At 73.5% G+C, this 21558-nt stretch carries 18 protein-coding genes; 12 read left to right on the top strand and 6 right to left on the bottom strand.

Going from position 1 to position 21558, the window contains the following annotated elements; translation table 11 throughout:
- Positions 1-16: 16 nt before the first annotated feature.
- The 3 genes from IH80_RS0133320 (at position 17) to IH80_RS0133310 (ending at position 2892) form a co-directional block, all read left to right on the top strand.
- Positions 17-841: an inositol monophosphatase family protein gene (locus tag IH80_RS0133320; RefSeq protein WP_030965432.1), complete on the top strand. Its 825-nt coding sequence runs from the start codon at positions 17-19 to the stop codon at positions 839-841.
- A 74-nt stretch (positions 842-915) separates the two neighbouring features.
- Positions 916-2334 carry a phytoene desaturase family protein gene (locus tag IH80_RS0133315; protein ID WP_030965431.1) on the top strand — a complete coding sequence of 473 codons (1419 nt, stop codon included), beginning with the start codon at positions 916-918 and terminating at the stop codon, positions 2332-2334.
- A 39-nt stretch (positions 2335-2373) separates the two neighbouring features.
- Positions 2374-2892: an O-acetyl-ADP-ribose deacetylase gene (locus IH80_RS0133310; protein ID WP_030965430.1), complete on the top strand. Its 519-nt coding sequence runs from the start codon at positions 2374-2376 to the stop codon at positions 2890-2892.
- A 4-nt stretch (positions 2893-2896) separates the two neighbouring features.
- Here IH80_RS0133310 and IH80_RS0133305 read toward each other — a convergent pair whose 3' ends face one another.
- Positions 2897-3379 (bottom strand): Lrp/AsnC family transcriptional regulator, encoded by a 483-nt coding sequence (locus IH80_RS0133305; RefSeq protein ID WP_030965428.1) that lies wholly within the window; start codon positions 3377-3379, stop codon positions 2897-2899.
- A gap of 136 nt (positions 3380-3515) precedes the next feature.
- On the opposite strand from IH80_RS0133305, the gene IH80_RS0133300 reads away from it, so the two are divergent.
- The 5 genes from IH80_RS0133300 (at position 3516) to IH80_RS0133280 (ending at position 10838) form a co-directional block, all read left to right on the top strand.
- Complete coding sequence (locus IH80_RS0133300) at positions 3516-4493, top strand: DMT family transporter (RefSeq protein ID WP_234432464.1); 978 nt, start codon at positions 3516-3518, stop codon at positions 4491-4493.
- Positions 4486-5700 carry an aromatic amino acid transaminase gene (locus IH80_RS0133295; protein WP_030965426.1) on the top strand — a complete coding sequence of 405 codons (1215 nt, stop codon included), beginning with the start codon at positions 4486-4488 and terminating at the stop codon, positions 5698-5700. Before IH80_RS0133300 ends, IH80_RS0133295 begins: the two co-directional genes overlap by 8 nt.
- A gap of 372 nt (positions 5701-6072) precedes the next feature.
- Positions 6073-7182, top strand: a complete 1110-nt coding sequence (locus IH80_RS0133290) for a molybdopterin-dependent oxidoreductase (RefSeq protein ID WP_051810217.1) — start codon at positions 6073-6075, stop codon at positions 7180-7182.
- Positions 7179-8543: an MBL fold metallo-hydrolase gene (locus tag IH80_RS0133285; RefSeq protein WP_030965423.1), complete on the top strand. Its 1365-nt coding sequence runs from the start codon at positions 7179-7181 to the stop codon at positions 8541-8543. The genes IH80_RS0133290 and IH80_RS0133285 overlap by 4 nt, the downstream gene beginning before the upstream one ends.
- 228 nt (positions 8544-8771) lie before the next feature.
- Positions 8772-10838 (top strand): SpoIIE family protein phosphatase, encoded by a 2067-nt coding sequence (locus tag IH80_RS0133280; protein ID WP_030965422.1) that lies wholly within the window; start codon positions 8772-8774, stop codon positions 10836-10838.
- A gap of 48 nt (positions 10839-10886) precedes the next feature.
- Here the strand turns inward: IH80_RS0133280 and IH80_RS0133275 are convergent, their stop codons facing one another.
- Together IH80_RS0133275 and IH80_RS0133270 are read right to left on the bottom strand one after the other, a co-directional pair.
- The gene (locus IH80_RS0133275; protein ID WP_037881871.1) at positions 10887-13688 is read right to left on the bottom strand and encodes a SpoIIE family protein phosphatase; all 2802 of its coding nucleotides are present in this window, start codon (positions 13686-13688) and stop codon (positions 10887-10889) included.
- Between the two features lie 173 nt (positions 13689-13861).
- The gene (locus IH80_RS0133270; protein WP_030965420.1) at positions 13862-15010 is read right to left on the bottom strand and encodes a glycerate kinase; all 1149 of its coding nucleotides are present in this window, start codon (positions 15008-15010) and stop codon (positions 13862-13864) included.
- A gap of 142 nt (positions 15011-15152) precedes the next feature.
- Between IH80_RS0133270 and IH80_RS0133265 the strand changes: the two genes are divergently transcribed.
- Genes IH80_RS0133265 through IH80_RS0133255 form a run of 3 tightly spaced genes read left to right on the top strand, consistent with a single transcriptional unit; the run spans position 15153 to position 17795 of the window.
- Positions 15153-16820, top strand: coding sequence for a BCCT family transporter (locus tag IH80_RS0133265; protein ID WP_051810216.1), 1668 nt, complete (start codon positions 15153-15155; stop codon positions 16818-16820).
- Positions 16821-16829: 9 nt separating this feature from the next.
- Complete coding sequence (locus tag IH80_RS0133260) at positions 16830-17330, top strand: NUDIX domain-containing protein (RefSeq protein WP_030965417.1); 501 nt, start codon at positions 16830-16832, stop codon at positions 17328-17330.
- 36 nt (positions 17331-17366) lie between these two features.
- Positions 17367-17795 (top strand): hypothetical protein, encoded by a 429-nt coding sequence (locus tag IH80_RS0133255; protein WP_030965416.1) that lies wholly within the window; start codon positions 17367-17369, stop codon positions 17793-17795.
- A gap of 7 nt (positions 17796-17802) precedes the next feature.
- Here IH80_RS0133255 and IH80_RS0133250 read toward each other — a convergent pair whose 3' ends face one another.
- On the bottom strand, positions 17803-18192 hold the full coding sequence (locus IH80_RS0133250) for an SHOCT domain-containing protein (protein WP_030965415.1): 390 nt from the start codon (positions 18190-18192) through the stop codon (positions 17803-17805).
- Between the two features lie 202 nt (positions 18193-18394).
- Here IH80_RS0133250 and IH80_RS0133245 point away from each other — a divergent pair, with 202 nt between their 5' ends.
- Positions 18395-19465, top strand: coding sequence for a class I SAM-dependent methyltransferase (locus tag IH80_RS0133245; protein WP_030965413.1), 1071 nt, complete (start codon positions 18395-18397; stop codon positions 19463-19465).
- Here the strand turns inward: IH80_RS0133245 and IH80_RS0133240 are convergent.
- The gene (locus tag IH80_RS0133240) at positions 19447-19962 is read right to left on the bottom strand and encodes a methylated-DNA--[protein]-cysteine S-methyltransferase (RefSeq protein WP_030965412.1); all 516 of its coding nucleotides are present in this window, start codon (positions 19960-19962) and stop codon (positions 19447-19449) included. The genes IH80_RS0133245 and IH80_RS0133240 overlap by 19 nt on opposite strands.
- A 12-nt stretch (positions 19963-19974) precedes the next feature.
- On the bottom strand, positions 19975-21459 hold the full coding sequence (locus IH80_RS0133235; protein WP_030965411.1) for an AlkA N-terminal domain-containing protein: 1485 nt from the start codon (positions 21457-21459) through the stop codon (positions 19975-19977).
- Positions 21460-21558: the final 99 nt, after the last annotated feature.

Genomic DNA, 21558 nt, shown 5'->3' with positions numbered 1-21558 from the left:
GTGCTTTGCTGGAGGCATGATCGATGAGTTCCTGGCCCATGGCCTGCCCGATGTGGAAGAAGCCGTCCGCAAGGCGGCGGCGATCGAGATCATGCCGCGATTCAGGCAGCTCGCCGAGCACGAGGTCGACGAGAAGAGCGGCCCCCACGACCTGGTGACCGTCGCCGACCGCAAGGCCGAGGAGCACCTCACGGCCTCCCTGACGCGCCTGCTTCCGGGCTCGGCCGTGGTCGGTGAGGAAGCCGTCCACGCCGACCCCACCGTGTACGAGGCGCTGCGCGCGGACGCCCCCGTGTGGATCGTCGACCCCGTCGACGGCACCCGCCAGTTCGTGAACGGGGACCCGGCCTTCTGCACCCTGGTCGCGCTGGCCGTGCGCGGCGAGATCCTCGCCTCCTGGACCTTCGCCCCGGCGCTGGAAGAGCTCGCGACCGCCGTCCGCGGCGGGGGCGCGTACGTCAACGGCGAGCGGATCCACAGCGGTTCGCCCGAGGCCGGCGCGGACCTGCGGGTCGCCACCGCCCACCCGCTCTACACCTCCGACGAGAACAAGCGCACCCTGGCCCGGCTCGACGTGCCCGGCGTCGCGGCCCGCCCCTGCGGCTCGGCCGGCCTGGAGTACCTGAAGGTGGCCCGCGGGGAGATGGACGCCCTCGCCTTCACCTGGCCCTCGGCCTGGGACCACGCCGCCGGACTGCTCCTGGTCGCCGAAGCGGGCGGCGCACAGAGCACCGTCGACGGTGTCCCCTTCCGGGTGGACCGCGACAACGCCCTGCCGTTCGCCGTCGGCCGGGACGAGGCCACCGCCGTACGCATCCGGGAACTGCTCCGGGGCCGATAAGGGGTCCGGTACCGCGTACGCGTCGCAATATCCTGGGGGTGCAGGCGCCACCACCGGAAACGAAGGAGTCGCAAGTGCCGTCGATTTTCGATGTGGTCGTGGTCGGGGCGGGGCCCAACGGGCTGACGGCCGCCGTCGAACTGGCCCGGCGCGGCTTCTCCGTTGCCGTCTTCGAAGCCGCCGACACGGTCGGCGGCGGCGCCCGGACCGAGGAGCTCACCCTCCCCGGCTTCCGGCACGACCCCTGCTCGGCGGTGCACCCGCTCGGCGCCGGCTCGCCGGTCTTCTCCACGATGCCGCTGAAGCGGTACGGCCTGGAGTGGCTGCACGCCCCGCTGCCCATGGCGCACCCCTTCGACGACGGCACGGCCGCCGTCCTCTCGCGCTCCGTCGCGGAGACGGCGGCGTCGCTGGGGCCGCGCGACGCGGGCGCCTACCGGCGTCTGGTCGGGCCCTTCCTCGGCCGGTGGGACACCCTGGCCCGGGACTTCATGTCCCTGCCGAACACCGCACTGCCCCGCGACCCGGTCACCCTCGCCCGGTTCGGGCTCGCCGGGCTGCCGCCCTCGACCTGGCTGCTGCGCCGTTTCCAGGACGAACGGGCACGGGCCCTGTTCGCGGGGCTCGTCGCCCACGTCATCGCCCCGCTCGGCGGGATCGGGACCGGTGCCGTCGGCCTGGTCTTCGCCCTCGCCGCCCATGCGGGCGGCTGGCCCATGGCCCGCGGCGGCTCCCAGTCGATCTCCGACGCCCTCGCCTCCTACCTGCGCGACCTCGGCGGGTCGATCCACACCGACTTCGAGGTCAAGCGGCTCGACGACCTCCCGCCCGCGCGCGCCTACGTCTTCGACACCTCGCCGACCGCGCTGGCCAGGATCGCCCGCCTGGGCCGCGCGTACGACGGCTACCGGTACGGCGCCAGCGTGTTCAAGATCGACTATGCGCTGGACGGCCCGGTCCCGTGGACGGCCGAGGAACCGCGCCGCGCCGGTACCGTCCAGGTCGGCCCGCGCATGCGCGACATCGACGCCGCCCTGCAGCTCGCCTCCGGCGGCCGGGCACCCCGCGCCCCGTTCCTCATCACGGCACAGCCCAGCCTGGCGGACCCCGGCAGGGCCCCCGAGGGCAAGCACGTCTTCTGGGCGTACGGGCACGTTCCCGCCGGCTGGGACGGCGACCTCACCGACGCCGTCGAACGCCAACTGGAGCGCTTCGCCCCGGGCTTCCGCGACCTGGTCCTCGCCCGCGCCACGGCCGGCCCGCCCCAGCTCGCCGCCCGCAACCCCAACTACATCGGCGGGGACATCGCCTGCGGAGCCGCCTCCGGCCTCCAGCTCCTGCTGCGCCCCCGGCTCAGCCTCTCCCCGTACACGACGGCCCACCCGGCGGTCTTCCTCTGCTCCTCGGCGACCCCGCCGGGCCCGGGCGTCCACGGCATGTCCGGTCACAACGCCGCCAAGGCGGTCTGGCGCCACCTGCGCAAGGCCGCCTGAGACCACCCCTCCCTCGGCCCACCCGCGAAAGGGACTCCCATGGTCCGCATCACCCTGGTCCGCGGCGACATCACCGCCGAGCAGGCCGACGCCATCGTCAACGCCGCGAACTCCTCGCTGCTCGGCGGCGGCGGGGTCGACGGCGCCATCCACCGCAAGGGCGGCCCGGAGATCCTCGCGGCCTGCGAGGACCTGCGGCGCGGCCACTACGGCAAGGGCCTGCCGACGGGCCGGGCCGTCGCCACCACCGCCGGCCGGCTGGCCGCCGGACACGTCATCCACACGGTCGGTCCCGTCTGGTCGCGGGAGGAGGACCGGTCGGAGCTGCTCGCCTCCTGCTACCGCGAGTCGCTGCGCGTCGCCGACCAGCTGGGCGCCCGTACGGTCGCCTTCCCGGCCATCTCCACCGGCATCTACGGCTGGCCCGTGGACGACGGGGCGCGGATCGCGGTCCGTACGGTCCTGGCCGCCCGCACCGACGTCGAGGAGGTGCGCTTCGTCCTCTTCGACGAAGCCGCCCACGCCGCCTTCGAGGCGGCGGTCGAAGCCACCCGGTAGGGGCTCACACCGGCCGGCGCGGTGTGCCCGGCGCCGGGCGCGGATAGGTCCTGGTCTGCTTGACGCTGCCGTACGCGAAGCTCGACTCGATCGAGGCGATCCCGGGGATGGCGTGGATCCGGTGGCGCACCAGCGCCTCGTACGCCTCCAGGTCCTCGATGACGACCCGGAGCAGGTAGTCGCTGCTCCCCGCCATCAGGTAGCAGTCCTGGATGTGCTCGATGACCGCGACGTGCTCCTCGAAGAGCCGCACGGCCTCCGCCGTGTGCCGCTCCAGCCGGATCCGGACGAAGACGGTCACGGGCAGCCCGAAGGCGACCTGGTCGACCATGGCCGTGTAGCCGCGGATCAGGCCCGCCGCCTCCAGCCGCCGGACCCGGCGCAGGCAGGGCGACGGGGACAGCCGGACGCGATCGGCCAGCTCCTGGTTGGAAAGACGCCCATCTGTCTGCAATTCCCGGATTATCTGCAGATCGACTGCGTCCATGGCCACTCCTTGGCAGATCCTGCCCCAAACGTATGTCCGAGAGGCAGAACTGGCAATCGGCTGCCCCGGCCGAAGCCCTAACGTTGCCCTCGAGCGGACCGGACCGGTCCGTGTTCCGGAGGCTGGAGTGGATCCCTTGGTCGCGACGCACACCACCCGGGCGACCCCGGCTCCCGCTGCGGCGGGCCCGCGCGCCGGACACCCCGGCCGGCGCGGGCTCTCCCCCCAGGCCCAGGGCGTGCTGGCACTGCTGGTGACGGTGTCGATCTGGGCGGCGTTCGCGCTCAGCGCCCGTGCCCTCAGCAGTTCCTCACTGTTGCCCGCCGACGCGGCACTGCTGCGGTTCGGCCTCCCCCTCGTCCTGCTCCTCCCCGCCCTGTGGCGGCGCCGCCGCGCCATCGCCGCGGTGCGGCCGGGCCCCGCCCTGAAGATCGTCTGCGGTGCGGGGGTGCCCTTCTTCCTGGCCGCGATGCACGGCGGAGCGCTGACCTCCGCGGCCTTCGTCGGCTCCATCGTCCCCGGCATGGTCCCGCTCTTCGTCTCCCTGATCATGATCCGTCGCGGCCACGGCGTCCCCAGGGGCACGCAGGCCGTCGGCCTCGCGCTGATCGCGGCCGGTGTCCTCGCCCTCGTCTGGCGCTACGTCGTCCCCGTGGACACCGACGTCCTCGCGGGCTCCGGCATCCTCCTGGTCGCCAGCGGCCTGTGGGCCCTCTACACCGTGGGGCTGCGCGAGGTGGACCTCGATCCCGTCGGATCGATCGGGCTGCTGTGCCTGCCCTCCTTCGTGATCATCGGACTGCTCGTCCTGACCGGAGTCCTTCCCACCGGTATCGCGCACGCCGCGGGCACCGACATCGCACTGTTCCTGGTCGTGCAGGGTCTCGGGGTGGGGCTGTGCGCGGGCCTGCTCTACGCCTTCGCCATCCGCCGCCTCGGCGCCGAACGCAGCTCCGTCGTCGGCAGCCTCAGCCCCGTCGCCGTGGTCCTGCTCGCGATCCCCCTGCTCGGCGAGACACCCACGGTCGCCGTCCTCGTCGGCGTGCCCCTCATCACCGCCGGCGTCGTCCTCGCCAACCGCCGCCCCCGACCCGAGGTCCCCGCAGATGCTTGAGCTCCTTCCCACGCCGCCCACCGACCCGCTGTGGGACCTGACGTACGAGTTCGGCGGCGACGAGCGGCCCGAACGACTGAACCTCGTCCTCGGCGTCTACCGGGACCAGAGCGGGTCCACCCCCGTCATGGCCGCCGTCCGCGAAGCCGAGATCCGGCTCGCCCAGCGCTCCGAGTCCAAGGAGTACCGCGGGCTGTCCGGCAACACCGCCTTCAACAGCTCCCTGCTCGACCTGGTCCTGGGGCCGGACGGGCCCGCCGAGCGAGCCGCGGCCGTCCAGACCGTCGCGGGCTCCGGCGCGCTGCGCCTCCTCGCCGACCTGGTCTTCCGCACCCGCCCCGGCGCCACGGTGTGGATCAGCGACCCGGCCTACGTCAACCACCGGCCGATCCTGGAGGCCGCCGGGCTCGAGGTCCGCACCTACGGGTGGCGCGACGCCGAGGGCGGCTTCGACACGGCCGGCGTGCTGCGGGAGCTCGCGGACGCAGGACGCGACGACGTCGTCCTGCTCCAGGGGTGCTGCCACAACCCGTCGGGCGTCGACCCCCTGCTCGACGACTGGGAGGCGCTGGCCGAGTCGGCCCTGCGCGGTGGCTGGGTGCCCTTCGTCGACCTCGCCTACCACGGTCTCGGCGACGGCCTGGAGGCCGACCTGCTGGCCACGCGGATGCTGGCCTCCCGGGTGCCCGAGATGCTGATCGCCGTGAGCTGCTCGAAGAACTTCGGCCTCTACAGTGACCGCGTCGGCTGCGCCATCGTGCTCGGCGCCTCGGCCCGGGCCGTGCGGCACGCCGAGACGGCCCTGCAGAACGCCGCCCGCACCCTGTACTCGATGCCGCCCGAGCACGGCGCCGCCGTCGTGACCACGATCCTCCAGGACGAGGGGCTGCGCGCCTCCTGGCGGGCCGAGCTGGACGTGATGCGCGGCCGGATCATGGCCAACCGGGCGGACCTGACCGCCCATCTCGGCAATCTCGGCTGCACGGAGCAGGCCCGCTCGCTGGCCCGGCAGAAGGGCATGTTCTCGATGCTGCCGCTGACCCCGCACCAGATGCTGCGGCTGCGCAGGCAGTACGCCATCTACGGGACGACCTCGGGGCGGATCAACATCGCCGGCATCCCGGCCCACCGGATCCCGTGCCTGGCCCGGGGGATCGCGGCGGTCCTCGACACAGCCGAGGTGCCCCGCCCCCGCGAGCTCGCCTGAGACCGAGGAGCGATCACCGGTCCCGTGCGCATCTGCGAGGGCAACGCTCGGGATCCCACCCTCGCGTGTTCCTGGACATGACAGTTTCCGGCAGTCCGTCGACATGACAGTCCCCGGCAGTCCGTCGTTGCCATGAGCCATCCGCCGTCGCCGATGGCTCCCGTGGTCGACAGGTGCTGCCGGGGGCCTGGCCAGAGCCTGGAGAGTAGTCACTCGAACCCCAGGACGTCTCCTGAGGGAGGTGCGGCTCTTTCCGGTGATCCGGTGTATTGATGAGTCTCCTCCCTATTCGTCCTGAGTCAAGGGGTTCACGGACGTAGGCTGGAAGAAATTCGCGTCGCGCACCGCACCGGGCCGACGGGAGGTGTGGCCATGACAGCAGCGCCGGATTTCCGGGTCGCCCGAGGGCCCGGCGCCACCGTCTGGGCACCCGAGACGGTCACCGCCGACCCGTACAACGCCCAGACCCCGTCGGCCGCGCTGGCCGAGCCGGTCACCCCCGGCGGGGCCCTCTTCGTACGCGACCACTTCCGCATCCCGCCGCCCGACCCCGGCCGGTGGCGGCTGCGGATCGGCGGCGCCGTGGCCACCGCCTTCTCCATCGGCCACGAAGAGCTCCTCGCTCTGGAACACCGCGAGCTCGACGTCGTCGTCGAATGCGCGGGCAACGGCCGCAGCCTGATGCGCCCCACCACGCCCGGCGTGCCCTGGAGCCAGCGGGCGGTGGGCTGCGCGCACTTCGCGGGCGTGCCCTTCCACCTCCTCGCCGACCGCGCCGGGATCGACCCGGCGGCCGTCGAGGTCGTCTTCACCGGAGCCGACTCCGGCACGGTCCGCGGCCGCCGGACGCCCTTCGAACGCAGCCTCCCGCTCGCCGTGGCCCGCCACCCGGACACCCTCCTCGCCACGCGCATGAACGGCGAGCCGCTCACCCCCGAGCACGGCGCCCCGGTCCGTCTGCTGGTCCCCGGCCGGTACGCCGTCGCCGATGTGAAGTGGCTCGTCGGGGCACGGGCCGTGACCGGCCCCTTCGCCGGGGTCTTCCAGGCCGAGGAGTACCTCTACGTCGACCCGCGCGGCACCCCCGAAGGACCCGTGACGACCCTGCGGGTCAAGTCGCTGATCACCGAGCCCGCACCGGACGACGACGTGCGCCGGGGCCACGAGACCCTGGTCCGCGGCCACGCCTGGTCGGGCGACGGGGTGCCCGTCCGCAGGGTCGAGGTGCGGGCCGCGCACGAGGACGACGGCAGCGACCCGGACCACGTCCGGGGCTGGCACGAAGCCGTCCTCGAACCGCCGGCCGGGCCCTACGCCTGGAGCAGCTGGTCCTACCGGTGGACCCCGCAGCAGCCGGGACCGTACCGGCTGCTCTCCCGCGCGACCGACGCCCGCGGCGACGCACAGCCGCCGCAGGCCCCGTGGAACGCCCGTGGCTACGGCTGCAATCCCGTGGCCTCCGTCGAGGTGGTGGTCGTATGAACGGTTCCGAGGCGACGATCGAGGTCATCGCCACCCCGTCGCTCGGGGACACCAGCTACCTGCTCGTGAGCGGTGACGAGGCCGCCCTCGTCGACCCGCAACGGGACGTCTGGGAACTGGTGGAGTCCTGTACCGCCCAGGGCGTCGGAATCCGCTACGTCCTGGAGACGCACGTGCACAACGACTACGTCTCCGGTGCGCTGGAGGTCAGGGCGGCGACCGGCGCCACGGTCGCAGGACCGGCCCGGGCACCCTACGGCTTCGACCACCTGCCCATGGCCGAGGACGACGAGATCCGCGTCGGCGACGTCACCGTGCGGGCCGTGGAAACCCCGGGCCACACCGCCGAACACACCTCCTACCTGGTCTTCGACGACACGGACCGGGCCCCGTCGGCCGTCTTCACCGGCGGCAGCCTCCTCGTCGGCAACGCCGGCCGGACCGACCTGTCCGGCAGCGGCCGTACGGAGGAACTCGCCAGGGCCCAGTACCGGACGCTGCGCCGGCTCGCCCTGCTCCCCGATGGCACCCGTGTCCTGCCGACGCACGGCGCGGGCAGCTCCTGCGCGGCCGGCCCGGTGTCGGGGGAGCGGACCAGCACGGTCGGCGCGGAACGCCGCAGCAACCCCGTACTGACCGCCCAGGACGAGGAGGAGTTCGTCCGGGGCCGGATGTCGGGCCTGCCCCCGTACCCCGCCTACTACCGGCACATGGGGCCCATCAACGGGCACGGCCCACGGGTGCTCGGCGGCCCGCCCACCCTCCGCCCGCTCACCCCGGCCATGGTGGAGGGGCTCGCAGGCGGCGGCGCGCAGATCGTCGACGGCCGGGACCGGACCGCCTTCGCCGCCGGGCATCTGCCCGACTCGATCTGCGACGAGCTCGACGACCGCTTCGCGAGCCTGGTCGGCGAGGTCGTCCCCTTCGGCACGCGCCTGGTCCTCGTCCTGCCGGAACCGGCCGGGGACGCCGCCCACGAGGCGATGGTCCAGCTCCTGCGGATCGGATACGACGACGTCGCCGGATACCTGGCGGGAGGGACCGGCGCCTGGACGGCCGCAGGCCGCCCGCTGCGCACCTTCCGCACCGCGGACGCCGCCGCGTCGGCCGGGCACCTCGACGGCAGGCTCCTGCTCGACGTGCGGCCGGACCGGCCCGAGGGCGGCATCCCCGGCTCGCTCGCCGTGCCCCTGGCCGAACTGCCCCGCAGGATCGGCGAGCTGCCCCGGGACCGGGAGATCTGGGTGGTGTGCGGCAGCGGCCGCCGGGCCACCGTCGCCGCGGGCCTGATCGACCGGGCGGGGATCCCGGTGACCGCCGTGATCAGCGGCGGGGTCCAGGAGCTCATGGCCCACGCGTGAGGGGTCGGGGCCGGGAGCCACGGACCGTTCCCGGCCCGCCCGCGGCCACCGAACGGACTCCGGCACGAACCGCACGCGGTTTTACCGCCTCGTTTCCCGGTACCCGGTTTCCCGCCGCTCCCGCCGAGGTACTGGTCCTTACCCGCCCCTCCGGGCGACGCAGAGCCCTGCGCCGACGCCTCGGATAGGGTGAATCGGTAGGAATCAGGCCCCCCGGGGTGAGGTCGTGTGGACACATACCAGTCGACGAGCGCGGTGCCGGACCCGCCGGCGGCGGCTGTCGGCTACGCGGGCGTACTCCGCGAGCTGCTACCGATCGCCCTGTGGCGGGAGGACGCCGACGGCCGCATCGTGGAGTGGTCACTGGCCGCCCAGGACCTCCTCGGGCACCCTCCCGAGGAGATCATCGGCCGCCCCGGCGCCTCCGTCCTCGTGCCCGAGGCCAACCACGAGCTCGCCGACCAGCTGACCCGGCGCGTCCAGGCCGGCGAGAGCGTCGTCGGCACCCTGCCCGTCCGCCACCGCGACGGGCACCGCGTCGTGATGGAGATGTGGATCGTCCCGGCCGTCGACGCCACCGGGCGGATGGGAGCGCTGCTCATCGCCGTGGAGACCTCCGAGGTCCTCCACATGCGCGACTCCCTGGCCGCCCTGCAGAGCCTCTTCACCCAGTCGCCCATCGGCCTCGCCACCCTCGGTCCCGACCTGAGGTTCCTCCGGGTCAACGACGCGCTGGCCCGCATGAACGGCGTCTCCGCCGCCGAGCACCTCGGCAAACGGCTCACCGAAGTGGTCCCCGGCGTCAACGCCGTCGCCCTGGAGGCGACGATGCGGCAGGTCCTGGACCGGGGCACGGCCGTCGTCGACGTCCGCCGCACCGGGCGGACGCCCGCCGACCCCGACCACGACCGGACCTGGTCCTGCTCCTACGCCCCCCTCCTGGACGGCTCCGGCCGGGCCCTCGGCGTGATCGCCTCCCTCATCGACATCACCGAGAGCCAGCAGGCCCAGGCCGAGGCCGAGCTGGCCCAGCACCGCCTGGCCCTGCTCGCGGAGGCGGGTGCACGCATCGGCACGACCCTCGACCTGCACCAGACCGCCCAGGAGATCGTGGAACAGCTCGTACCGCAGCTCTCCGACTCCGCCGACGTACAACTGCTGGAATCCGTCCTCGGCCCCGACGAGGGCGCGGCGCCCGCGGCGTCCACCCGCGGGGTCCTGCGCCGCCTGGCGGCCCGCTTCCCCGACCCGAACGCCCCCACCGCGAAGCTCGCCCCCGGCCAGACCTTCCAGATCCCCGCGGGCACCGTCTACGAGCGGGTCGTCACCGAGGGCCTGCCCCTGAACCTCTACGTCTCCGACATCCCCGCCCTGATCACCTCCCCCCGCGCCGCCGCGCTGCGCGCCTACCTGGCCACTCTGGGATCCGCCCGACTGGTCCCGCTCGTCGCCCGCGGCACCGTGCTGGGCGCCGTCACCGTCACCCGGACGCGCGAACGCCCGCCCTTCGACGAGCAGGAGTGCGTCCTCGTCGACGAGCTCGTCGCCCGCGCGGCCCTCAACATCGACAACGCCCGCATGTACACCCGCCAGCGCCAGGCCGCCCTGACCCTCCAGCGCAGCCTCACCAACAGCGCCCTGCCCGAGGTCCCCGGCCTCGAACTCACCGGCCGCTACCTGCCCGCCAGCGCCCACGACGTCGGCGGGGACTGGTTCGACGCCATTCCGCTGCCCGGAGGCCGCACCGGCCTCGTCATCGGGGACGTCATGGGGCACGGGATCCACGCGGCGGCCGTCATGGGCCAGCTGCGCACGGCCGTACGGACCCTCGCACGCCACGGCGTACCCCCCGCGCAGCTCCTGCGCTCCCTCGACGCCGTCGTCGCCGACCTGGGCGAGGACGAGATGGCGACCTGCGTGTACGCCGTCCACCACGCGGCGTCCGGGACCTGCGTGATCGCGCGGGCCGGCCACCCGCCGCCCGCCGTCGTCGCCACCGACGGGACCGTCACCTTCCTCCACGGCCCGCCCGGGACCCCGCTGGGCGCGGGCGGGCGGGACTTCCGTACCGAGGAGGTGCGCCTGCCGCCGGGCAGCCTGCTCGTCCTCTACACCGACGGACTCATCGAGGCCCGGGACCGCGACCTCGACCAGGGCATGGAGCAGCTGGGAGCGGCCCTGCACGGCGTGGAGCAGCCCCTGGACGGGCTGTGCGACCAGATCCTGCGGCGGCTGCTCCCGCGCGCGCAGCAGGACGACGTGGCGATGCTGCTGGCCCGCTCCCGGCCGGCCTGACCGGCCCGCCGGCGCCCGCCCGGGGCTGCCCCCGGCGGCCCGCCCGGCTCACCAGGCCATGTCCTCCAGCGCGTCCAGGTCCAGCGGCGCCGTCGGCTGCGGCTCCGCGCCCCCGGTCAGCGGCAGCTGGGCCCAGATGACCTTCCCGCGGTCGGTGTACCGCGTGCCCCACCGTTCGGCGTACTGCGCGACCAGGAACAGCCCGCGCCCGCCCTCGTCGGTGGTGGCCGCGTACCGCAGGTGCGGGGAGGTGCTGCTGCCGTCGGAGACCTCGCAGATCAGGCTCCGGTCACGCAGCAGGCGGACCCGGACGGGCGCGCTCCCGTACCGGATCGCGTTGGTGACCAGCTCGCTGAGGATCAGCTCCACGGGGAAGGCGAGGTGCTCCAGGCCCCACTCGACGAGCTGCGCCGAGCCGGCGTTGCGCACCCGCGAGACGGCCGAGGGATCACCGGGCACCTCCCATTCGGCGATCCGGTCCGCCTCCAGCCGGCGCGTGTCCGCGATCAGCAGGGCGATGTCGTCGCTCGGCACCGGGAAGAGCAACGCGTCGAGCACCTCCGAGGCCGCCTGGTCCGGGCTGCGTCCGGGCCGCGACAGCGTGTCGGCGAGCAGCCGCAGTCCGGTGTCGAAGTCCCGGTCGCGGCCCTCCACCAGGCCGTCCGTGAACAGCACGAGCCGGCTGCCCTCGGGCACCTCGAAGTCGGCCGCCTCGAAGGGCATCCCGCCCACGCCGAGCGGGATCCCGGCCGGCAGCTCGGGGAACACCACCCGGCCGTCGGGGCGGATCAGCGCGGGCCCGGGGTGTCCGGCGCTCGCCATGCGGCACCGCCCGGAGACCGGATCGTAGACCGCGTACAGGCAGGTGGCGCCGGTGACGGCGGAGTTGCGCCCGGCCGCGGTGCCGGGCTCGGGATCCTCCCCGCCCGCCCCGCTCCCGTCCCCGCTCGCGTGCGCGTTCCCGTCCCCGTTCGGGGCCCCGTCCGTCCGCCAGCCGCCGGCCTCGTCCTGGTCGATCCGGCTGATCAGCTCGTCCAGGTGCCCGAGCAGTTCGTCGGGCGGCAGGTCCAGGGTGGAGAAGTTGTGCACCGCGGTCCGCAGCCGGCCCATGGTGGCCGCGGCGTGCACCCCGTGACCGACGACGTCGCCCACGACCAGCGCCACCCGGGCACCCGGCAGCTGGATCACGTCGAACCAGTCGCCCCCCACTCCCGCCGTCGCCGGCAGATAGCGGGAAGCCACCTCCACGGCGCTCAGGTCGGGCAGCATCCGGGGCAGGAGGCTGCGCTGGAGGGTCACCGCCATCGCGTGCTCCCGGGTGAAACGCCGCGCGTTGTCGATGGAGACGGCAGCCCGCGCCCCCAGTTCCTCCGCGAAGGACAGGTCCTCCCCGTCGAAGGGCTCCGGGGTGTCGGCGCGCCAGAAGTTGGCCATCCCCAGGACCACCCCGCGGGCCTGGAGCGGTACGGAGATCAGCGAGTGCAGCCCGTACTCCAGGGCCACGCGGGTGCCCTGGGAGTCCTGCGCCCGCCAGCCCATGGCCGCGTTCAGATCGGCCGCCAGCACCGCGTGCCCGGCGGCCAGGGCGGCCGCCATCGGGGCCGTCGGCACCTCGAACCGGATCAGGTCGCCGACCGGCTGCAGCGGCGAGTCGGTGCGGACACCGGTGATGGCCGCCCGGCGCATCTCGCTGTACACGCCGCCGACGGAGGGCTCGTCCCCGCGGAGCACGGGCTCCAGCAGCTCCACCGTCACGAAGTCGGCGAAGCGCGGCACGGCCACCTCCGACAGCTCCTCGGCGGTCCGCGCCACGTCCAGCGTGGTGCCGATCCGCACACCCGCGTCGTACAGCAGCTGCAGGCGGCTGCGGGCGACCTCGGCCCGGCCGGAGAGCGAGGCGAGCTCGGTCGAGTCGCGCAGGGTCACCACACGGCCCGCCGGCCGCCCCGCGTACGCCATGGTGGGCCGAACGTTGACCGCCAGCAGCCGGTCGCCCGCCAGGTGCACGTGGTCCGTCACGACACGGCCCGAGGCGAGCAGCTCGGTCGTGCGCGGATCGAGACCGAGGTCGCCGACGGCGCGCTCCTCGGCGTCCTCCGGCAGGTCGAGCAGCCTGCGGGCCTCGTCGTTGGCCAGGATGAGCCGCTGGTCGTTGCCGATGATGAGCACGCCCTCGCGCACGGCGTGCAGAACGGCCTCGTGGTGTTCGTTCATCCGGCTCATCTCGGCGGCGCCCAGGCCCCGGGTCTGGCGCAGCAGCCGCCGGCTGACCAGGGCGGCACCGGCGGTACCGAGCAGCAGACCGGTCGCCGTGGCGCCCACGAGGAGCGGGAGCTGCCCCTCGACCGCGTGGGTGACGTTCTCGACGTCTATCCCGGTGGCGACCAGGCCGATGACGTCGCCGTCCGCGTTCCGTACGGGCACCACCGCCCGCACGGCGTCGCTCGGCTGCCCCTTGAACACCTGGGTGAACGATTCGCCGGCGACGGCCCGGGAGACGTCCGAGGCCTGCTTGCCGATCAGCTCGGGCCGCGAGTCGGTGTAGCGGACCCCACGGAGGTCCATCACCGCGATGAAGTCCAGGCCCGAGGCCCTGCGGGCGCCCTCGGCCAGCGGCTGGAGCACGGCCGTCGGATCCCGCGACAGCAGCGCTTCCGGGAGGCCGGGGGCGTGCGCGAAGGCCTCGGCGGCGGCCAGCGAACGGTTGCGGGCGTCGCGCTGGCTGTCGTAGCGGGCCTGGAAGACCAGGGCCAGCGCGGCGGCGGTGATCAGCAGCACCACGATCACCGCCTGGAGGGCGAAGACCTGACCGGCGACGCTGTGCGCCCCCCGGGACAGGCGCGCGGACATGCGCGAACCCCTCCCGGTCGGCTGTCGACCAAAACGTCCGGTCATGAGCCCTTTCTAACACTGTCCCGGGCTTTGGGCGTGACCGGACGGTCCCCGCGCCCCGGCCCCCGCCCGGGGGAACGGCCGGGGCCCGGCCCCCGGGGCGGGGAACCGGGCCGATGGGCCGGGGTGGATCAGAGGACGTCGGCGGCGATGTTCACCGCGACCTGCTCCAGGAGGGGACCCGCGTTCGGGATGGACTTGGCCGGGTCGGGCTCCAGGTCCGTCAGCGGGTACGCCTTGCGGATACCGGCCCCCTCCAGGGCCTCCTGGCCCAGCAGGAGCCTTCCGCAGACCGCCACGACCGGCTTGCCCGCCGCGCGTGCGGCCGCAGCGACGCCCGCGGGGGCCTTGCCGTGCAGGGTCTGCTCGTCCAGCGAGCCCTCCCCGGTGATGACCAGCGTGGCCCGCTCCAGCGCCGGCGCGAAGCCCAGCACCTCCAGCATCAGCTCGATGCCGGGCCGGAAGCTCGCGCCCAGCAGCAGCGCGCCGTAGCCGATGCCGCCCGCGCCGCCCGCGCCGGGGGAGGCGGCGAGCTCGGCCGCCTTGGGACCGATCGCCTTCTCCAGCACCTGCGCGTAGTGCGCCAGCGCCGCGTCGAGCGTCGCCACGTCCTCGGGCGAGGCGCCCTTCTGCGGGCCGTAGACGGCCGCGCAGCCCTTGGGCCCGGTCAGCGGGTTGTCCACGTCGCTGGCCAGGACGAAGTCGACCTCCGCGAAACGCGGATCCACGCCCGACAGGTCGGCGGAGGCCAGATCGGCCAGTGCGCCGCCGCCCGGACCGACCGGTTCGCCGTTCGCATCCAGGAACACCGCGCCGAGCGCCGCCAGCATCCCGGCGCCGCCGTCCGTGGTGGCGCTGCCGCCGACGCCGAAGACGATCGAGCGGGCGCCCGCGTCCAGCGCGGCCTTGAGGACCTCGCCCGAGCCGTACGTGGTCGCCGTCAGCGCGGCGAAGGTGCCCGCCGGCAGCAGCTGGAGGCCGGAGGCCTCCGCCATCTCGACCACCGCGGTCCCCCCGCGCAGCGCGAAGGCGGCCGTGACCTGGTCACCGAGGGGCCCGGTGACCCGTACCTCCCGGCGTTCGAAACCGGCCGCCACGGCGGCCGCGACCGTGCCGTCGCCGCCGTCCGCGACGGGGAGGGTCTCGATCTCCACGTCCGGTACGGCCCTGCGAAGGCCGGCCGTCACCCGCTCCGCGACCTGAACGGCCGTGAGCGAGCCCTTGAATTTGTCCGCGGCGATGAGCACGCGCGCGGCCTCAGTTACTGCTCCGTCCGTCACCTTGCTATCCCTTGCTATCGAACAGTGCAGTCGCGCCGCCATGAGCTTATCCGGAGGATCCTCCTATGCCCATGAGTGGCCTGGGCCACACCCGGCGTGCCATGCCTCTAAATACGGATATACGCCTGCATAGTGTGGCCGCATGAGCGCCGAATCACTGGATCAGCCACGTCCGGACATCCCGGGCGGGGGCCCCGGCGGCCCCGTGGACGGCGCCCCCGACCACACCGTCATCGCGGTCGGAGTGCCGGCCGTGCTGGCCGTCGTCGCCTGGGCGGCCCTCGGCGGGGACTCCTTCGACACCGCGTCGAGCACCGCGCTGGCCTGGGTCCTGAACAACTTCGCCTGGCTGTTCGTGATCGCCGCCGACGTCTTCCTCGTCATGTGCGTCGTCCTGGCGATCAGCCGCTTCGGCCGGATCCGCCTCGGCGCGGACGACTCCGAGCCCGAGTTCACCAACCTGTCGTGGATCGCGATGATGTTCAGCGCCGGCATGGGCATCGGCCTGATGTTCTACGGGGTGGGGGAGCCGCTCACCCACTACCTGGCCCCGCCGCCCGCCTCCGGAGCGGCCCCCCGCACGGGCGCGGCCGCCCTCGCGGCCATGGAGTACTCCTTCTTCCACTGGACCCTCACCCCGTGGGCCATCTACGGCATCGCCGGCCTCGCCCTCGCCTACGCGACCTTCCGCAAGGGCCGCGGCAACCGCCTCAGCTCCGCCTTCGTCCCCCTGATCGGCCGGGAGCGCGCCGACGGCGGGCCCGGCCGGGCCATCGACCTGCTGGCCGTCTTCGCCACCGTCTTCGGCACCGCCACCAGCCTCGGCCTCGGCGCGCTCCAGGTGTCCAAAGGCCTCAGCATCACCTCCGGGATCGAGGACTCCACCACCGTCGAGCTGGTGATCATCTGCTCGCTCTCGGCGGCCTTCGTGCTCTCCGCCTTCTCCGGCCTGCACAAGGGCGTGAAATGGCTGAGCACCAGCAACATCGTGCTCGCCGCCGTGCTGATGGTGTTCGTCTTCCTGCTCGGCCCCACCGTCTACGTCCTCGACGTCATCCCGGCGAGCGTCGGCGGTTACCTGAGCGAGCTGCTGCCCATGGCCAGCCGCACCGGGGCCTTCACCGACAGCGCCTGGCTCGGCGCGTGGACGATCTTCTACTGGGCGTGGTGGCTGTCCTGGGCGCCCTTCGTCGGTACCTTCATCGCCCGCATCTCGCGGGGCCGCACCATCCGCGAGTTCCTCATCGGTGTCCTGCTCGTGCCCAGCGGGGCCACCGTCGTCTGGTTCTGCGTCATGGGCGGCACCGCCATCCGCCTCGACTCCACCGGTGCCGTCGAGTTCGCGGCCGAACTCAAGGAGGGCACCGAGGCCTCGCTCTTCGCGATGCTGGACGCGCTGCCGCTGTCCGCGCTCACCTCGTGGCTCGCCATGATCCTCGTCATGACGTACTTCGTGACCAGCGCCGACTCCGCCTCCCTCGTCATGGGCTCCCTCACCAGCCGCGGTTCCCTCCACCCGCCCACCTGGCTCGTCGTCACCTGGGGCGTGCTGATGGCCGCGGTTGCCGCGGTGCTCCTGCTCGCGGGCGGTCTGAAGTCCCTGCAGACCGCCACCATCCTGGTCGCGCTGCCCTTCGTCGTCGTCATGCTGCTGCTCTGCTGGGCCCTGTTCAAGGAGCTCCGCGAGGACCCCGGCGCGGGGCCGGCCCGCCACCATCCCCCGCACGGCGTGCGGGACGCCGTCCGGGCCATGGCCGGCGACGCCGTCGGCGAACAGGGGCGGGCGGCCGGCCGGCGGCCCCCTGGATAGGGTGGCCGGGTGACCACCACGGATGACTACGCCACGTACATCGCGAGCCTGCCCCGGGTGCTGGCCGGCGCCGCCGCCCTCTACCGGGACGCCGAGGGGCGGGTCCTGCTCGTCGAGCCCAACTACCGTGAGGGCTGGGCCCTGCCGGGCGGCACCATCGAGTCGGACCAGGGCGAGTCGCCGCGCACCGCAGCCCGCCGGGAGAGCGCCGAGGAGATCGGCATCGACGTCCCGCTCGGCCGCCTGCTCGCCGTGGACTGGACGATCGGCCCCGACCGCCCGCCGCTCGTCGCCTACCTCTACGACGGGGGCGTGCTCGACGAGGCCCAGTTCGCCTCGATCAGGCTCCAGGAGGAGGAACTGATCTCGTGGCGGCTGGTCGACCCCGCCGAACTCACCGCCTACCTGCCCGGATCGCTGGGACGGCGCGCCGAAGAGGCCTGCCGGGTCCTCCGGTCGGGCGAGGGCACCGCGGAACTGGAGAACGGCCGGCCCCCGGCCACCCCCTGAACACCCGGCTCCCTTCGACCAGGACAGAATCAAAAGATGATCACGATGTACGCCTGGCCCAGCACGGCCGACGGGCCGGACGCCCTGCCCATGGTCCACTTCACGACGGACGAGCAGGCCGGTGGTGAGGTCACCCCCGACGGGACGCCGGTGTGGCTCTTCGACACCGCGATACGCGAGGGCGGCTGGTCCCTGTTCGCCGACTTCGAGGGCTGGGCCACGCCCGCCTCCCAGTGGCGGGCCCTCTACCGCCGTGAGGACGACTTCCTCGCCGTCACCGGCCCCGGCGCCTGCGAAGGCTGGTACGAGGGCACGCTCGGCGCCGACGCCGACTGGGTGGCGGCGGCCGCCGCCCAGCAGAGCGTGGTGCTGCTCGCCGCCCCCGTGCAGCACCCCTCGCTCTACGGCTACGCCGTGGAGGCCGGCGCCGCCTTCGCACTGCTGGTCCCCCTCCTCGTGGTCTGACTCCGGGTCAGGCCAGCAGCTTGGCCTTGGCGCGGTCGAACTCCTCCTGGGTGATGTCACCCTTGTCCTTGAGGGCGGAGAGCTTGTGCAGCTCGTCCGCCGAACCGCCGCCGGGGGCCGCAGCCTGCTGGACGTAGCTCTTGAAGGCCGCCTCGTTCTCCTGCATCTGCTTCATCTCCCGCTCGGTCATGCTCTTCCCGCGGGCGATGAGGTACACGAACACGCCGAGGAACGGCAGGATCAGCACGAAGATCAGCCAGCCCGCCTTGCCCCAGCCGCCCAGCGTGGGGTCACGGAAGATGTCCGTGATGATCTTGAAGAGCAGGAAGAACCACATGATCCAGAGGAACAGCCACAGCATCGTCCAGAAGAGGTTCAGCAGCGGATAGTCGTCCATGCCCGGCTCCGATCGTGTAGCGGTACCTCTTTCATACAGGTGCTCCTGTATATCCGCATTCGGAACGGTATGTCGCCGACTCCTTGGAGTGACTTCGGCCCCGCCGCCGCTGCGGCGGCCCCACCGGAGGCCACCCGGGTGCTTGCCTGGAGGGTCCGGGCCGCACGACGTGGCCGCAGCCGATCCCTCAGGAGCACCACGCATGGCCGCACCCCAGGAACCGGACAGGGCCGAGGTCGAAGCCTTCATGGAACGGGCGCTCGGCGACCTGAGCGGGGCCATGGCCACGGCCCTGTGCGCCCTCGGCGACCGGCTCGGCCTGTTCAAGGCCCTCGCCGAAGGCGGCCCGGCCCGCAGCCACGACCTCGCGGACCGGCTGGAGCTGAACGAACGCTACGTCCGCGAATGGCTGCGCGGCCTCACGGCGGCCGGCTACCTCGCCGAACCCGAACCGGGCACCTTCGTCCTGCCGCCCGAGCACGCCCCCGCGCTCGCCGACGAGTCCGGACCCATGTTCCTCGGCGGCGTCCACCAGATGCTCCCCGGCCTCTGGCAGCCCTACGAACAACTCGTGGAGGCCTTCCGCACGGGCGGCGGCGTACGACAGGCCGCCTACCCGCCCGCCGTGTGGGACGGCATGAGCCGCTTCACCGGCAGCTGGTTCGAGAGCGTCATGATCGACGACTGGCTCTCGACCTTCCCGCACGTCATCGGCAAGCTCGAACGCGGCAGCCACGTCGCCGACGTGGGCTGCGGAGCGGGCCGGGCCCTGATCGTGCTCGCCAAGGCCTTCCCGCGCTCGCGCTTCACCGGCTTCGACGTCTTCCCGGCCCAGGTCGAACGCGCCCGCGCCAACGCCGAACGGGCAGGAGTCGCCGACCGGGTCGCCTTCCGCACGCTCGACGTCGTCCAGGGCCTTCCCGACCGGTACGACATCGTCACCACCTTCGACGTCATCCACGACGCGGCGGACCCGCGGGGCCTGCTGGCCGCCATCAGGGCAGCCGTCAAGGACAACGGCGACTACCTCATGCTGGAGGTCAACTCCTGCGACCGTCCCGAGGACAACGTGGGCCCGGCCGCCTCACTGATGTACGGGTTCAGCGTCTTCTACTGCATGACCACGTCCCTCGCCGACGACGGCGCCGCCCTCGGCACCTGCGGCCTGCCCGAGGCGACCGTCCGCGCCCTGTGCACCGAAGCCGGCTTCGGCGAGGTCACCCGTTCCCCCACCGAAGACCCCTTCAACGTCCTCTACGACGTCAGGCCCTGACCGGCCTCGAAGGCCAGCAGCCGCACCTTGCGCTCGACCCCGCCGCCGTAGCCGGTCATGCTGCCGGAAGCACCGATCACCCGGTGGCACGGCACGATGATCCCGACCGGGTTCTTCCCGTTCGCCAGACCCACCGCGCGCGAGGCGTTGGGCTTGCCCAGCCTCACCGCGAGCTCCCCGTACGACCACGTCTCGCCGTACGGGATCCGCACGAGCTGGTCCCAGACACTGCGCTGGAACTCGGTACCCTCCAGGCGCAGCGGGAGGTCGAACGCGGTCAACTCCCCGGCGAAGTAGGCGGTCAGCTGGCGCACCACTTCGGGGAAGGGCTCCTCCGTGGCGGCCACCCGCTCCCCGAAGGACTCCTCCGCCGGCCGGTGGCGCTGCCCGGTCATGTACAGGCCGCTGAGGACGCCGTCCACGGCGACCAGGGTGAGCGGACCGTACGGGCTGTCGACGACGGTGTGCTGCTTGCTGCTCTTCACGGTGTCTCGCATGACTGCTGCTCCTCAGCCGGGCAGGTGGTTGATGGGGTGGGAATCCGTGGCCCACAGGTACTGGACGGCGTACGCGCGCCACGGCCGCCAGCCGGCGGCCCGCGCCGTCAGCGCGGAGGGGGTGGACGGCAGACCGAGCCCCTGCGCCGCGCGCCGGACGCCCAGATCGGACGGCAGGAACGCGTCCGGGTCGCCGAGCGCCCGCATCGCGATGACCTCGGTGGTCCACGGGCCGAAGCCGGGCAGCGCCGAGAGCTGCGCCCGGGCCGCGTCCCAGTCGCTGTCGATGCCGAGCGGCAGCGAACCGTCGGCCAGCGCCGACACCAGGGTGGTCAGCGTGGCCCGCCGGCTGCGCGGCAGGGCCAGCGACTCCGGGTCGAGCCCGGCCAGCGCCTGCGGCGACGGGAAGAGGTGCGTCAGCCCGCCCAGCGGGTCCTCGACGCGCTCCCCGTACGCCGTGACGAGCCGGGCGGCGTGCGTGCGCGCCGCCGCGGTGGACACCTGCTGCCCCAGCACGGCCCGTACGGCGAACTCCGCCGCGTCGACCGTACGGGGGACCCGGCGGCCGGGAGCCTTGTCCACCAGCGGCGCGAGCAGGGGGTCGGAGCGCAGCTGCTCGTCGACGGCCTCGGGGTCGGCGTCGAGGTCGAGCATCCAGCGGCAGCGGCTGATGGCGATGGTCAGGTCGCGCAGGTCGGTGAGGGCGAGCCGGCAGCCGATGTGGTCGGGCTGCGGGGTGAGGGCGACGACGCCGGTGCCGTGGGGGAGGCGGAGGGTGCGGCGGTAGGCGCCGTCGCGCCACTCCTCGACACCGGGGACGGCGGTCGCGGCGAGGTGCCCGAAGAGGTTGTCGGGGTTCAGGGGGGCCCGGAACGGCAGCCGCAGGCTGATCGTCCCGGGGATCCGGGGCGGGGCGTCCTTCTTCCGCCCGGCCTTCACGGAGCGGTCGCGCAGCTCGCTCGGCGAGAGGGCGAAGACCTCGCGGACGGTGTCGTTGAAGGTGCGGATGGAGGAGAAGCCGGCGGCGAACGCGACGTCGCCCATCGGCAGCTCGGAGGTCTCGATGAGCAGCCGGGCGGTCTGGGCGCGCTGGGCCCTGGCCAGGGCGAGGGGGCCGGCGCCGAGCTCGGCGCCCAGCTGCCGTTCGACCTGGCGGGTGGAGTAGCCGAGGCGGGCGGCCAGGCCCGGGACGCCCTCGCGGTCGACGACCCCGTCCTGGATCAGCCGCATCGCCCGGGCGACGGCGTCGGCGCGGGCGTTCCACTCGGGGGAGCCGGGACTCGTGTCGGGCCGGCAGCGCTTGCACGCCCGGAACCCGGCCTGCTGGCAGGCGGCGGCGCTGGGCAGGAAGGTCATGTTCTCGACCTTGGGGGGCACGGCGGGGCAGCTGGGCCGGCAGTAGATCCGGGTGGTCAGGACGGCGGTGAAGAACCAGCCGTCGAAGCGGGCGTCCTTCGACTGCACGGCCCTTACGCAGCGCTCGGTGTCGGTGTGCATGGCTCCAGGATCCGGGGCGTGATCCCCGGCGGCTGGCGGTTTTCCGACATCAAGGCTAACGCCGGGCCGGGCCGGGCCGGGCGGTGGTGGGCGGTGGTG

It is taken from the genome of Streptomyces sp. NRRL S-378 (assembly GCF_000720645.1).
GTDB lineage: Bacteria > Actinomycetota > Actinomycetes > Streptomycetales > Streptomycetaceae > Streptomyces.
The sequence above is the reverse complement of the archived record's forward strand: the minus strand, read 5'-3'. Positions and strand labels throughout refer to the sequence as shown.